Source organism: Athalassotoga sp. (assembly GCF_049965695.1).
GTDB lineage: Bacteria > Thermotogota > Thermotogae > Mesoaciditogales > Mesoaciditogaceae > Athalassotoga.
Genome location: NZ_JBMFWB010000012.1, coordinates 46,117 through 60,877 on the forward strand (window position 1 = coordinate 46,117; position 14,761 = coordinate 60,877).

At 41.3% G+C, this 14,761-nt stretch carries 14 protein-coding genes and 1 pseudogene; all 15 read right to left on the reverse strand.

Going from position 1 to position 14,761, the window contains the following annotated elements; translation table 11 throughout:
• On the reverse strand, positions 1-705 hold the full coding sequence (locus ACP5NR_RS05300; protein WP_428004668.1) for a DUF554 domain-containing protein: 705 nt from the start codon (positions 703-705) through the stop codon (positions 1-3).
• Positions 677-1,468, reverse strand: a complete 792-nt coding sequence (locus ACP5NR_RS05305; RefSeq protein ID WP_428004667.1) for a TIGR02757 family protein — start codon at positions 1,466-1,468, stop codon at positions 677-679. Before ACP5NR_RS05305 ends, ACP5NR_RS05300 begins: the two co-directional genes overlap by 29 nt.
• A 115-nt stretch (positions 1,469-1,583) precedes the next feature.
• The gene (locus ACP5NR_RS05310; RefSeq protein ID WP_428004666.1) at positions 1,584-1,979 is read right to left on the reverse strand and encodes a class II SORL domain-containing protein; all 396 of its coding nucleotides are present in this window, start codon (positions 1,977-1,979) and stop codon (positions 1,584-1,586) included.
• Positions 1,980-2,004: 25 nt separating this feature from the next.
• Positions 2,005-2,493: a ferritin gene (locus ACP5NR_RS05315; RefSeq protein WP_428006062.1), complete on the reverse strand. Its 489-nt coding sequence runs from the start codon at positions 2,491-2,493 to the stop codon at positions 2,005-2,007.
• 14 nt (positions 2,494-2,507) lie between these two features.
• On the reverse strand, positions 2,508-3,695 hold the full coding sequence (locus ACP5NR_RS05320) for an FprA family A-type flavoprotein (RefSeq protein WP_428004664.1): 1,188 nt from the start codon (positions 3,693-3,695) through the stop codon (positions 2,508-2,510).
• Positions 3,696-3,712: 17 nt separating this feature from the next.
• The gene (locus ACP5NR_RS05325) at positions 3,713-4,129 is read right to left on the reverse strand and encodes a Fur family transcriptional regulator (RefSeq protein WP_428004663.1); all 417 of its coding nucleotides are present in this window, start codon (positions 4,127-4,129) and stop codon (positions 3,713-3,715) included.
• 145 nt (positions 4,130-4,274) lie between these two features.
• Complete coding sequence (locus ACP5NR_RS05330) at positions 4,275-6,554, reverse strand: sodium-translocating pyrophosphatase (RefSeq protein WP_428004662.1); 2,280 nt, start codon at positions 6,552-6,554, stop codon at positions 4,275-4,277.
• 109 nt (positions 6,555-6,663) lie between these two features.
• On the reverse strand, positions 6,664-7,260 hold the full coding sequence (locus ACP5NR_RS05335) for an isochorismatase family cysteine hydrolase (RefSeq protein WP_428004661.1): 597 nt from the start codon (positions 7,258-7,260) through the stop codon (positions 6,664-6,666).
• A 40-nt stretch (positions 7,261-7,300) separates the two neighbouring features.
• A complete protein-coding gene (dmpI, locus tag ACP5NR_RS05340) occupies positions 7,301-7,498 on the reverse strand; it encodes a 4-oxalocrotonate tautomerase DmpI (protein WP_428004660.1) in 198 nt (65 codons plus the stop codon).
• A 162-nt stretch (positions 7,499-7,660) separates the two neighbouring features.
• Positions 7,661-9,130, reverse strand: coding sequence for a xylulokinase (gene xylB / locus ACP5NR_RS05345; RefSeq protein ID WP_428004659.1), 1,470 nt, complete (start codon positions 9,128-9,130; stop codon positions 7,661-7,663).
• The gene (locus ACP5NR_RS05350; RefSeq protein ID WP_428004658.1) at positions 9,127-10,320 is read right to left on the reverse strand and encodes an ROK family transcriptional regulator; all 1,194 of its coding nucleotides are present in this window, start codon (positions 10,318-10,320) and stop codon (positions 9,127-9,129) included. The genes xylB and ACP5NR_RS05350 overlap by 4 nt, the downstream gene beginning before the upstream one ends.
• 102 nt (positions 10,321-10,422) lie before the next feature.
• Positions 10,423-11,739 (reverse strand): xylose isomerase, encoded by a 1,317-nt coding sequence (gene xylA / locus ACP5NR_RS05355; protein WP_428004657.1) that lies wholly within the window; start codon positions 11,737-11,739, stop codon positions 10,423-10,425.
• A gap of 10 nt (positions 11,740-11,749) precedes the next feature.
• On the reverse strand, positions 11,750-14,056 hold the full coding sequence (locus ACP5NR_RS05360) for a glycoside hydrolase family 3 N-terminal domain-containing protein (RefSeq protein ID WP_428004656.1): 2,307 nt from the start codon (positions 14,054-14,056) through the stop codon (positions 11,750-11,752).
• Positions 14,046-14,315, reverse strand: coding sequence for a hypothetical protein (locus ACP5NR_RS05365; protein WP_428006063.1), 270 nt, complete (start codon positions 14,313-14,315; stop codon positions 14,046-14,048). Before ACP5NR_RS05365 ends, ACP5NR_RS05360 begins: the two co-directional genes overlap by 11 nt.
• Before the next feature lie 57 nt (positions 14,316-14,372).
• A pseudogene (locus ACP5NR_RS05370) lies at positions 14,373-14,761 on the reverse strand (ABC transporter substrate-binding protein); the annotation flags it as partial.

The following is a 14,761-nucleotide window of genomic DNA, read 5'->3' on the forward strand; positions in this document are numbered from 1 at the left end:
TCAATGAATTAAGATCACCAGAAAATCTATAAAAGGAGCGATGATAAGGGCTGGCAAGAAATTGCCAACTTTTATTTCTTTCACGTTTAAAATTCTTAGTCCGATCATTATCATCATGGCGCCGCCTGTTCCTGTAAAATCGTTAAGGTAAGCAGGTAAAGTAAGAAATTGAAAAGTGGATGCAAGCAAAGCAATGCCACCTTCTATGAAAAATACACTGCCGGCGGACAGAAGCACGCCTATGCCGTAAACGGAAGCGAAGGCTATCGAACTTATTCCATCCATTATGGACTTTAAGTAAAGTATTTCGTTGTTGCCATTCAAACCGGAATTAACGCATCCAAGAATTGTCATGGGGCCAACGACAAAAAGTATCGTAGTTGAAACAAATCCTGTGGCAAAATTAGAATCATCCTTTTTCGAGATTTTTTTCGTAAGTCCCGAGATTTTATCCTCTATTTCGAAGATCTCCCCTACAAGTCCTCCTATGACAAGACTTCCAAGAACCACCAGAAAATTTTGACTTTTCAATCCCATGCTAACGCCTATCAGGATCGTCAGAATCCCTATTGAGATGAAAAAGACAGCCTTATGCTTTTCTTTGAGTTTGTTTCCAAGCGGAATGCCTATTAAAGTACCACCGATGACGGTTATCGTGTTGACAATAACGCCAAGGCTAAACATTTTCCCTCCTGTAACTTTCAAAGAAACCTTCCATATCGGTATCATCGCGTATGCCAAGTCTGGTAAGACAGAAATCATATTTCACGGGATCTTCAGGTGAAATAGATTTAAAGTTTTCCGTAATTTCGAGTGCTGCCTTCATGTCTGCTTGCTTTCTTGTCGTAAATCCGAGCACAAGTGATATATGGTGCATGTGTGTGTCAAGAGGTATTACAAGTTTAGAGGCTGAAATATCATTCCAGCCATCCGGATCGACTTCATCGGATCTGACCATCCATCTTAAAAAAAGGTTCAGCCTTTTACATGGACTTTTGCAGTTGGAAGATGGAAGAAGGCTGTTTTTTCTTCCCTGAGGCGCAAGCAATTTTATGAAGTTCGACAAAGCCGATACGACATTTTGATCTTCATCTTTCAATCCACTCTTGAAGGCATCATGAAGGGATCCGAATCGTTCAATGACTTTTTTTAAATTTAAAAGAAATTCAATTAAATCATTTTCATCTGTGTATCTATGCACAAACCCTTTAAAATCTTGTTTTAAACTTTCTGAATTTGAATTCAAAATAAATTCGTAAGGATGTTCCATTTTTTCAAGCACAATCGAAACGTCTCTAAGTATCTGTGAAACTCTTCCGTAAGCAAGAGATGCCCCTATGATACCGACTATCTCACGATCTTTTATGTCTTCGTAATTGTACAAAAATTCAAGAGGATCTGGATGAATGTATGCTCTTTTGTTGTACTTAGAATAAAGTGATTCAAGGATTTCTGTTTTTACGATCATAAAACCTCCGTACTTTTATCGATCAGGCATTATCGTTTTAATTTTAATACTTTCACCAAGTATATCAAAAGAGATGGACATAAGTCCATCTCTTCATTCAAACTTTTAAAAACGTTTATTCTAATTTAAGTTCTACCTGGCTCGACCAAAGGCCGTGGATATTGCAATGTGAATAGGCTATAACAGTACCGGACTTTTCTGTTCTGAAGGTAACCGTTACTTCCGGATCGGAATATATCGTACTTGTATTTGGACCTTGAGTTGATGCACCGTGAGCCTGAAATTCATACTTGCCTATCACGTAAGGATACTTTTCACCTGTTGGGAGGAAATAAAGTTCTATCCATGAGATGTGATGTTCTGTTGTGTTCGGATGTGGAATTTCTTTTCCAACGCTGACAGTAACCTTTATCTTTTCGCCCTTTTTAACGTGTGCAGGTAATTCGATGACCGGAACATGTTTTTCCTTTTTAAAATCATCCGACATTATAACTTCTTTTAAACTTGCCATTTAAATCACCTCTTTCAGAAATTTTTTAACCCCTTTTACCAAGTTCAGCATCTAACATCAGAAGACCCTGATTTGAATCTTTTATCATTCTCAATCTTTCAAGGATCTGCAAAACAGAATATTCTTCTTCTACCTGTTCATCGACAAACCATTGCAAAAATGATGAGGTAGCATAATCTTTTTCACCATCGGAAAGATTTGTGAGTCTTTCTATCGATTTTGTTACCTCTTGTTCGTGAACGTAAGTGGCTTCAAAAACATCCATAGGTGATTTCCACTCAAATGGAGGTTCTTTTATTAATTTTAGAGCAACCCTGCCACTTCTTTTGTTAACGTAGTCATATATCTTTTTGGCATGCTCTTCTTCTTCTTTTGCCTGATTTTCCATCCATGCGGCAAATCCGTTTAATTTCACCGATCTGAAATACGCACCCATCGAAACATAAAGATAGGCTGAATAAAGTTCGGCGTTTATCTGTTCATTCAAAACATCTTCAATTTTTTTACTCAACATCAAAATTCCTCCTCTCAAAATATACCTGCTTTTTTGTGTTTCATTGAAATTTTTTCAGAAAGTTCATCTATAGCATTTAAATCCTGATCTTTCGGGTATCCATTTATTGAAACCGGATCGATGATCTCTGCCTTAACGGAAGAAAGTATCCCTTTCAACTGATCAATTGCCTGTCCTCCCCAACTGTATGAATTGATTATAGATATGAATTTTGTCTTTGGTCTTAAAGCGTTAAAAAGATACGCAGCATAAGCAACATCGGGGTGAACACCGACGAGCATCGTTGGAGTTGCTATGACAACCGTTGCCGAATCCACAAGTGAAATTGCCAATTTTCCTACATCCATTTTGACAACGTTAAAGGGTTCAACCACGATGTTCATCTTGACAAGATCGTCTATCAACCTTTCAACCATTTTTACCGTACTGCCATGCATTGAAAGATAAACAATTGTAACTTTGTTTTGCACAGTGTCAGATGTCCATCTGCGGTACGCTTCAATTATTAATTCTGGCTTATCGTAAATCTGACCATGACTTGGGGCTATAAGTTCTATTTCAAGTCCTTCTATTTTTTTTAAATTTGATTTTATCGGTGCGCGAAATGGCATCATTATCTCGGCGTAATACCTCTTCGCACCTTCAAGTGCTCTCGCCGTGTTATCACCCACAAAAAGTTCGCTTGAAGCAACGTGAGAACCAAAAAAGTCACAGGTGAAAAGTATCTTATCTTCTTTAAGATAAGTTGACATGGTCTCGGGCCAGTGTACCCATGGCGTTAAAATGAATTTCAAAGTTTTGTCTCCGAGGGAAAGTTCTGTACCGTCATCTACAGTGATAAATTTGGATTCATCTATCAAAAGCAAAGATTTCAGAAATTCCTTGCATTTTATATTTGTGACAACTTTTGCTTGAGGATAAAGTTCAAGAATTTTGGGAATGGAACCTGAGTGATCCTGCTCGGCATGCTGAGAAACTATGTAATCTATTCTATCGACACCTAAACTTTTCAAATTTTCAACAAGTACCTCCGTTTTAGCCGGATCAACGGTGTCTATCAGAAGATTTTTTTCTTTTCCTTTTACAAAATACGAATTGTAAGATGTACCTTCTGCAAGGGGAATAAGTTCATCAAAGAGTTCTCTATCCCAGTCTTGTGCCCCAACGTAAAAAATATCTTTCTTTATCTCTCTTGCAGTCATATTCGTCTATCCTCCAATCATTTTTGCTCGCAATTCTTACATGTTCCAAAAAATTCGAGCGTATATCCATTGACTTTGTAACCGTTGCCTTCAATGATCTTTTCAATTGCACCTATTTCTTTTTCCAATTTCTCGACCATTTCAGGTTTAAGAGGCGCATCTTTCATTTTTTGGCAATTTTTGCAATAAAAATGATAATGCGTGCTTATGTTGTCATCAAATCTTTTTTGGGTATCAACGGGCTCAATTTTTTTTATAAAACCATTTTTTGAAAGTACCTCAAGACTTCTGTAAACCGTACTCATACTTATCTTTGGAAGTCTTTTCTTCACCACCATGTAAACCTCATCTACGGTAGGATGATTTCCAAGATTTTTAAGTTCTTCAAGAATTATCTTCCTCTGGTACGTGATCCTCATTGGACTTTTTTCCAATTGTGCTATCTCCTTTCACGAAAACAATAATCGTTTTCAATTAAATGATACCACTTAACAACATGAATGTCAAGTATAAAATGGGGATTGGAAATCTCCAATCCCCATATTAAAACAAATAATGTTAAAGAGTTTAGTTGATATGTTAAAAATTCGCTTCTCCTGCTTTTGTCCTTCTGAAACCGCCATTCACGGAATACATCACAGCTACAACTATTGCCACTACACACGCTATACCGACGAGTATAGCAATTGGATTTGAAGTGGAAACGCGGATTATAATCGGAGCGATTATCAAGGCTATCATGTTTATAACTTTTATCATTGGGTTTAAAGCAGGTCCGGCTGTGTCTTTGAGTGGATCGCCAACCGTATCTCCTACAACGGATGCTTTGTGAGCTTCAGAACCTTTTCCCCCGTATAGTCCATCTTCTATGGTCTTTTTGGAATTGTCCCAAGCGCCACCGGACGTCGCCATAAAGACGGCAAGCAATTGGCTTGAAAGAATGGCACCGACAAGGAAACCTCCAAGTGCACCTTCTCCAAGCACTAAACCGGTGACCACAGGTGTCAATATGACGAACGTTGCAAGTGTTATGAGTTCTCTTTGGGCCGCTATGGTACTTATCGCAACAGGCTTTTCATAATCCGGCTTGACTTTTCCTTCCATCAAACCAGGTATTTTGAATTGACGTCTTACCTCTTCTACCATCAATCCGGCAGCCCTCGCAACGGCATTTATCATCAAAGCGGAAAAGAGCCAAGGGATCGCACCACCTATTAAAAGGCCAACGAAAATTATCGGAGATGCTATGTTTATACCGGTGGCAAGGATCGTGTCCGACGATGCCACTCCCATTTGTTGTTGAACGAGTGCAATGCTCGTTAGGAAGGATCCGAATAACGCGACTGCCGCTATGACCGCAGATCCTATTGCAACTCCTTTGGTTATTGCCTTCGTGGTGTTACCAACGGCATCGAGATCGGCTAAAGATTGTCTTGATTCTTTATCCATGTTCGACATTTCGCCAAGGCCGTTTGCGTTATCAGAAATTGGACCAAACGAATCCATTCCGAGATAATTTCCGGTCAACGTTAGCATTCCTATACCGGTTAGTGCTACACCGTAAAGTGTAAAGGTAAAACCCTGACCCCAGTATATCAAAACGGCTGCCAATATGGCACCGGCTATGGCCAATATCTGCCATACTGTTGCTTCGTATCCAACCACAAGACCTCTGAGTATTAACGTCGCGGCACCTGTTTTTGATGCAGACGCTATATCTTTGACAGGTCTGTAACGTGTATCAGTGAAATATTTGGTTATCTCATTGATCGCAAGTGCTAACAATATACCAGCGCTGACAGAAAAGAACGCTCTCCATTCTTGCATGTAAAACAGGGCAACAAGTGCAAATCCAATTACGGAAATCACGGCAGAGACGTAAAATCCTCTGTTTATCGAATTCATGGCATTCTTCTCTTTACCGACACCGACGAGGTATGTTCCTATTATCGAGGAGATAACACCTATACCTCTTACCAAAAGCGGAAAAATAACCCATTCTATCTGGTGAGTCGTGAAATAAAGCGCAACTCCGAGAATCAAAGCGGCAACTATTGTGACCTCGTAAGATTCAAATATATCGGCTGCCATCCCCGCGCAATCTCCAACGTTATCACCGACGAGATCCGCAACAACGGCTGCGTTTCGTGGATCGTCTTCCGGAACTCCGACCTCGACCTTACCAACAAGGTCCGCACCCACATCGGCAGCTTTGGTGTATATTCCGCCACCGACTCTCATGAAAAGAGCCAATAACGTTCCGCCAAGTCCAAAGCCAAGCAAAACGTCTGGAGAATCTATTCCGAAGGTCATGAAGATCACCATACATCCCAAAAGGCCAAGGCCATTTGTGAGCATGCCCGTTATTGTTCCATCGCGATAGGCAAGTTTCAAAGCGTAATTAAGTCCTTTTTTCGAAGCAGCGGCAACACGGACACTTCCCTGAACGGCCATACGCATGCCCAATTGACCAACTAACAAAGAAAAAACAGCTCCCATGACGAATGCAAGTGCGCGACCAATTCCTACGATTAAACTTATTTCGGCATCCGTCATTCCCTTAAAACGAAGCAAAGCAGCAGCACTCGGTGGAATAAAATAAATCGAAAGGAAAAGTACAACAGCCAGGACGACGATCAGTGGAAGAATAGATCTGAGTTGTTTTCTGAGGTATGTGTTTGCTCCGACTCGTATTCCATCCCATACACTCTGCATTTCCTTTGCTCCCTTGTCTTCCCTCATTATTTGATTTCTGAGTAGAAGGGCATAAAGTAAGGCTACAAAGGCAATGGCAAGAATTACCCATAAAGCAACCACTTCAAAACTGGTGATGTTAGGAATTCCGAACAATAAAACCATCTCCCTTTTTTGAATTCAGTAGAAATATCCTCACTGATTGTGAAAATTATATCATTTTTTAGTTGAAAACGATCTTTTTAAAAGTTGTGCTCATATTTCCCATTTAAAGTTAATTCGGTATACTTTTAAGAATTTCAGACGAATTCCTAACTATGAACATCTTATCAAGTACTTTTAAGGCAGATTCATGCAATTCTTTGTTTGATGAAGAAACACAATCAGAAATGATGACCGTGTAAAAACCTCTGTTTGAAGCATCTCGCGCCGAAGATTCAATGCCTATTTCCGTTGAAATTCCTGTGAACATTATCGTTGTTATTCCTCTGTTTCTAAGCATTTGTTCAAAATCAGTTCCAACAAAGATGCTCGCGGTTGATTTTTCTATCACGATATCGTCGGACGACGGAAAAACCTCTGGATATACGTCTCGTGCTTCTGGCTTTGACATGAAATGTGGCATCTTTACGGCTTCTTCTGGACTTATTCCAAAGTTTTTCATGGTCGTGTAATAAGACCAGGAAGATTGAAATCCATTTTTTAATGGCGTGATTTTGGTGTAAAAAATGGGCATTTTGCCTCTTACACCCTTGATTAAAGTTTCGAGGTGATTTACAAATTCCTCTTTGTTAAATATCCTTTCAACAAGTGCATTTTGCACATCCCATACGACAAGACATGTATGTATCGGATCGACTATTTCTTTCAAATTTTCATAAATTTCAACGTTGTTGATCTTTTTCGTATCATCACTTCCTTTCCTTCATAACGGAACTAAGTGGCTTACCTCCTGTTCCGATGTTATCGGGATCATTTTCCTTGATCATGACCATAAAGGCAGATTCTGGAATCTTTAAAACATCGCTTGCAATCCTTGTAAATTGAGATATCAACTGCTCCTTTTGTTCCTTCGACATCTTGCCACCTTCAATGGATATGAACGGCATCTTTACACCTCCTCGTAATCGTATATTTAATTCATTTTAAAAGTCGAACGCTCACTTACTTTGAGCGGAGGGCAGAATGCCTCCGAGATGACCTCCGCAGCGAAGCGAGGACCAGACATCGAGTGGGGCACCTGCCGGAGCGATGATTCTGTTAAAGTTGGTTTAGTATACCTGACGATCGATCTCTTTAAATCTTTCTTTTAAATCATTGTAAAGGCCTTTGTATTCATAATACCACGAATCGTAAAATTCACTCCATGTTTGTTCAGGTTCAACGGTATTTTTCACTTTGATCCATTTTGAAACCTCTTCGAATTTCTTCCCGTTGCCCACCGCCGCAAGCATCGCGGCACCGTAAGCACCGCCCTCGTTTATTTCCGGTATCTCTATCGGAACTTTGAAATTGGACGCTATGATCTTGACCCATTCAAGGTTGTTCGATCCGCCTCCGGTTATCTTCGCGCTTTTCACATCAACGCGCTTTTTCACAAGTTCAAAGGAATCTCTCAAACCAAATGTAACGCCTTCTATCACCGATCTCATGATGTCTGCTTTCTCAGACAACGAAGATATGCCAAAGATGACTCCCCTTGCGTGAGGATCTCTGTGTGGCGTCCTTTCTCCATTTAGATACGGCAAAAAGATAAGCCCTTTCGATCCTGGCACGGAACTTTTTACCATTTCTTCTATCTTTTCCAGACTGTCGTCGGTTGCAACCATCTTTCTTGCCCAATCAAATGAACCTGTCGCTGAAAGCATGACTCCCATGTAATACGAAGTACCGTCTACAACATGGTTGAAGTAATGCAACTTGCCTTCAAGATCGGGTTCTGTCGATGACGTAACTCCAAGTACCGTGCCTGACGTCCCGACGCTGACCATGCAATCGCCGGGGTTGAAGACTCCTATTCCAAGTGCGGAGACCGCGTTGTCTGCTCCCCCGCATATGATCTTCACATCTTTCCATCCAAATGTTTTCTCCAGCGATGCCTTTAACATGCCTCTCGAAGAGTAAGATTTCGAAACGGGCGGGAAAAGTCCTTCGTCTATTTCAAGCGATTTAAGAACTTTCAAATCCCATTTTCTTGATTTTACATCGTAGCATGCCGTCCCGGATGCGTCAGACCATTCGGTGCCGATTTCTCCCGTCAGCATGTAGGCTATGTAATCTTTTGGCATCATGATGTGCTTTATTCTTTTAAAATTGTCCGGTTCATTTTTTCTCAACCATAATATCTTTCCAAGGGTGAATCCTTCAAGTATTGGATTTCCAACTTCGGATATGACGTTGCGCTCTCCACCAAGGATCTGTGTTGCTTCTTGGCATTCTTTTGTGGTTCTTTGATCGTTCCAGAGTATCGCGGGTCTGACGACATTTTCGTCTTTATCCAAAGCCACAAGACTGTGCATCTGGCCGGATAATCCTATCGAATCTATTTTGTACTTGTGGGATATGGATCCCAGTATATCCATTACACCTTCCCACCAATCCTGAGGTTTTTGATCTGACCATGCAGGCCTGGGATTGTAGACTTTCAGTGGACGATCAAAGCGATCAAGGATCTTCCCATTCTCTTCAACAACTAATGCTTTTATGCCGGTCGTTCCAATGTCTATGCCAGCGTATTTCACGAGATTGCCTCCTTCGAAAATTCATCCATTGCCATAAGCGTACATCCTTCAAGCGTCGATTGAATCATATCCATGGAAGAGGTCATTATTAGCAAGTCTTTTGTCGCGCTTTCAAGCGCTCTTTCTTTTACCTCATTCTTCAGAGTTTGAATGTACGTGTTAGGTATTTTCTCACCCATGCCTCCTATCATCACAAACTGTGGGTTTATTATGTTGGTAAGATTTGTGATCCCGACCGCAAGGTAATGCATCATCTCGATTAAAATATCTTTGGCCACTTTATCTTTTTCACCCTTCAAAATAAGATTTTCGAATTTTTCTTTGAAGTTTTTACCTTCAAGTGCTCTGCCTTTAACTTCGTATTTCCTGACTATCGTGTCTATCGAAATGTACTCCTCCCAGCATCCTTTGTTTCCGCAATGGCAAACCGGACCATCTGCGTAAATGCTCATATGTCCCACTTCTCCCGCCGTAAAGGAGGTACCCAAAAAGATATGACCGTTTACAAGCAGCGCGCCTCCAACTCCTTGAGACACGTAAACGTAAACGCCATCTTTGAATTTGTCTATCTCTTCGTTGAAATACATCTCGGCCATCAAAGACAATTTGGCTTCATTGTCCAAATAAATAGGTATGTTCATATCTCCAAATCTTTCTTTTATGCGCTTTCCTATTTCTACTTTAGACCATTCAAGGTGTGGCACTATTTCCATTGAAATGGTGTCTTTGTTTACGATGCCTGGCACAGAGATGGCCAAAGACATGATTTTGCTTCTTAAACTTTCTTTTTTGTAGAGGGTATGAATTTTCTCACCGAAGGCATCGAAAAAATCGTCAAAAAGCGGAGGCGTGTTTATTTCATAGACCCTTTCAAAGGAGTTATCAAGGTAGCCTAAACCAATTTGTGTGTTTTCAATGCCTATTTTTACGATTATGGCCGTTGCCGCTTCTTTGGATGGAAGTAAACTTACCCTCCTTTTGCCGGGTTTGCCGGAAAAGCCCTTTTCTCCTTCCTGAACAAATTTCTTTTCTATAAGATCAAAGACTATGTTTGTAACCGTGCTTGGGTTAAGTCCGGTCATCTCAACGATCTCTCTTCTACTTATACCGGGATATTTTCTTATGAGATTTAAAATCGTCAGTCTGTTGGACCGGCCCATACTTTCTGAATTCATGGTTTTTATTTCCAAATTATTTCCTCCGGTTTGTCAATTTGTTAATGTTGTTCTTTCTGATCTCTGCTCTTGCTATCTGTCGTTTGCCGTTTTTCGCTGTTTACGGATCACGCATCACTATTCTTTGAACATGTATCTGTTCAGGATATTCTCAAGCATCTCCTGTCTCGATGAAACGTTGCCTACGTCTTTCATGTCAAGCACGTATTCTTCAAGGTCTTTAAGCGTTACTTTTTGTGAAACTATTTTCATGCCTATGCCTGTATTATAACTCGAATATCTTTCTTCTATGAACTTTTCAAAGACTTTGTCATCCAACAAACGTTTCGCTATTCTCAATCCAAGCGCAAAGGCATCCATCCCCGCAATGTGTGCGTAGAAAAGGTCACGCTCTTCGAACGATCCGCGCCTTACATGTGCATCAAAGTTCAATCCTCCAGGCGCTATCACATCATTTTTCAATACCTCGTACATCGCAAGTGTCGTGTCGTAGACGTTCGTTGGAAACTGGTCTGTGTCCCATCCGAGTAGCATGTCTCCCATGTTTGCATCTATGCTTCCCAACTTCCCGCTTATCCTCGCGACTCTCAGTTCATGCTGGAATGTATGCGTTGCAAGCGTTGCGTGGTTTGCCTCTATGTTGAATTTGAAATACCCATCTAATCCGTATGCTCTCAAAAATTCAAGTGCCGTTGTAACATCAAAATCGTATTGGTGTTTTGTGGGCTCTTTCGGCTTTGGCTCTATCAAAAACTGGCCTGCAAATCCTATCTCTTTTGCGTAATCTTTTGCCATCTTGTAAAATCTCGCTATGTTGTCTCTTTCTAATTTCATGTCCGTATTCAAAAGCGTATCGTACCCTTCACGTCCTCCCCAGAAGACGTAATTCTGTCCTCCCAACTCCTTCGTTATTTCAAGCATCTTCTTTACCTGCGCACCGGCAAAGGCAAATGCATTTGCGTTGCACGACGACGCACCGCCGTGGACGTACCTCGGATGAGAGAAAAGATTCGCGGTCCCCCACAGCATCTTTATGCCTGTCTCTTTCATGAGGCCTTTTATATGTTCAACCACTTTGTCGAGTCCTTCGTTTGTCTCCCTTAATGTCTCCTGCTCGGGATAAAGGTCCCTGTCATGGGCACAAAAGTATTTCACACCCAATTTTGACATGAATTCAAATGCCGCATCTGCTTTCGCCAAAGATGCATCGAGCGGATCCGAATAGTCAAACCATGGCCTTTTGTTGACCGCCGATCCGAACATGTCCGCACCGGTATGCCCGAACGTGTGCCAGTATGCGACTGCAAATCTGAGATGTTCTTCCATCGTTTTGTCGCCTATCTTTTCGGATGGATTGTAATAACGAAAGGTCATCGGATCTTTCGAGCCTTTATCGTATTTCACTTTATTTATGCCTTCAAAATACGTTTTCATTGTATGCCTCCTATTCAACATTAACGTTCGAGAAAAATTTCTTTTGTTTCTTGCTTGCTCGTACATTTTCCGTTAATTGCACCGTTCCTCTGAGTTTTATGTCTTCGGATGAACTTCCGATCATTATTTCGAATTCTCCCGCTTCCACGAACAATCGCATCTTAGAATCGTAAAATGCCAGCAGATCCGTTGGTATTTCAAATGTCACGTGTTTTTGTTCATTCGGATCAAGATGAATTTTGACAAATCCTTTCAACTCTTTAACAGGCCTCGTAACGCTTGAAACTTTGTCGTTTACGTAAAGTTGAACTATCTCTTTTCCCGACACTTTGCCTGTATTTTTAACATTGCAACTCACGGTGATCACGTTACCGAGATCTACTTTTAATGGATTAATCCCAAGGTTAGAATATTCGAATTTCGTGTAACTTAATCCGAATCCAAACGGGAAAAGCGGTTTTGTGCTTTCTTCAACGTAATCTCCATGCCAGTTAGATCTGCCGCCGGTAGGTTTGTGTGAATAATACACCGGAATCTGCCCGACAGATCTCGGAATTGAAACGGGTAACTTTCCGGATGGATTGTAATCTCCGAATAAAATGTCGGCGACTGCATGTCCGCCTTCTTCGCCCGGCAGCCATGCTTCCAATATTGCATTCGCATGATCCGAGATCCATTTTATCGAAAATGGCCTCCCGTTTACAAGCACAACTACCAATGGTTTACCTGTTTTGTGAAGTTCTTCGACAAGCGCTTCCTGAACTCCGGGCAAATCAAGGCTATCTCTGTCCCTGCTCTCGCCTGTCGTTGCGGACAGCGAAAGTCCCGATCTGTCTCCAACAACGGCGATGACAAGATCGGATTCTCGGGCAATTTTCAAGGCTTCATCGAATCCGTCACGCGACGGATCGAGATTATCGCATCCTTTTGCGTATTTAACCTTTATCTTATCGGAAACTTTTTCTTTTATGCCATCTAAAATGGATACAATCTTGACGTTTCCTTCCAATGATTTCAAGTATTTGGATGTCGGTATCACGTCCGGCACCTCGTTGTTTACAAAGGCCTCTATGTGAGACGGATAAGAATAATCGCTGAGCATGTTTCTCCCGTTCGCCGCATTTGGACCTATAACGGCTATCGAAGTTAAATTTTTGAGTGGCAATGTGCCGTCATTTTTAAGCAAAACTATCGATTCTCTCGCGGCTTCAAGGGCTATTTTTCTTTGTGAAGGTGTGTCAAAGACCGCCATGACCTTTTTTTCATCAACATCATGTTTTTTGAAAAGTCCAAGTTTGAATTTTGATTTGAGTACCCTTATAACTGCCCTGTCGAGAATGTTTACCGGAATCGTGCCATCTTCAATGCCTGATTTAAGCGCATCTGCGTAATATTTTTTTGTCGGCAATTCCACGTCTATGCCCGCATTCAATGCCAAATACGCGGCTTCTTTTTTGTCATTTGCCATCTTGTGATAATTTTCAATCATGTCTATTGCGGAATAATCGGAAACGACTATGCCATCGAATTTCCATTCTTTTCTCAAAATGTCGGTTAAAAGATATTTGGATGCCGCACACGGAATGCCGTCTATTTCATGGTAAGCATTCATTATGGATCCTACCTTACCGGCTTTGACCGCTATTTCAAAAGGTTTCAAAAAGACTTCTCTCAGTTCCCTTTCTCCCGCATGAACGGGCGCACAATTCAGTCCACCTTCGGAAGCAGCATATCCAACAAAATGTTTTGCCGTTGCCATAATTCCGTTTTGTAAATTTCGCTGCAAAGATTTTATGTAATTGTATGCCATAACCGACACCAGATAGACGTCTTCTCCGAATGTCTCTTCTATCCTTCCCCATCTGGGATCTCTCGAAACATCCAAAAGCGGCGCAAGCCCTTCGTGTCCACCGGCTGCCCTCATCTGCGTTCTTATCACGTGCGCAATTTCAGAAACGACATCCGGGTTCCACGAACTCGCAATACCTATCATTTGAGGGAAAATCGTTGCCCCTTTTGCCATGTAACCGTTCAAACATTCTTCATGAACAATGGCGGGAATACCAAGATGCGTTTTTTCGACCAAAAATTTTTGGATCTCATTTGCCACTCGCGCACTTTTTTCGGGCGGAAGACCCGAAGCACCACCGATTCGCGTTATTTGACCTATACCGTTTGACAAAAGCGCTTTCATCTTTTTCTCGGAAAGTTCTCCTGATTCATCGAAAAGTTCGTGCACCCAGACCGATCCGATCTGCGCTATCTTTTCGTCTAAAGACATTTTTGATAGGATTTCTTTGATCTTTTCATCTACCATTTGATTCACCTTCCAGTTCTAATTTAATATGGTTATTTTTTTCGTTTTCTTCTTTAACCATAAATGTTTTTTTCTCATCATTCATTATGAATTCGGGTTCGTTTTTCTTTACACTCTTGAAATGATAGGCACTTACGCGTATGATGTCGTCATTCGGAGCGGTTAAAGAACTATTCATCACTTCAAAATCAACCACTTCTGTTGCCCCATAAATTTTCATTCCATCTTTTACAAGCCAATTTCCTTCCGTGAATTTCATTCAAACCACCTCTTTTAAAAAAGGGGGAGAAATTCTCCCCCTCTTGTTCTAAAATGCTTATTTAAGATGGATGTTCAAAGCAAGCATTTCGGGAGCAACCTGAATCGATCCTACCATGTAATACGGATACTGATCGTCCGGGAAGCCAGCAAGCGTGCTCGTCTGGTACACATCCCACATCGGAACCGGCAACAATGCCGCCAATGGCATGTCATCAAGAACTATTCTTTCTATCGTGTATATCGCCTGTTTTTGAAGCCTTTGATCGGATGTCGTGTTGAACACCTGCAAAGCATCCGTTATCAACGGATTGGTGTATCTTGAGAAGTTGGAAGACGCAACCTGTCCTACCGGCGCAGTTTGTGTCGGGCTGAATGCAAAGTAATACGGTGTGTATGGATTGATTCCGAGGTTAAGCCATGTTAACGACATGTCGAATGTCCCTG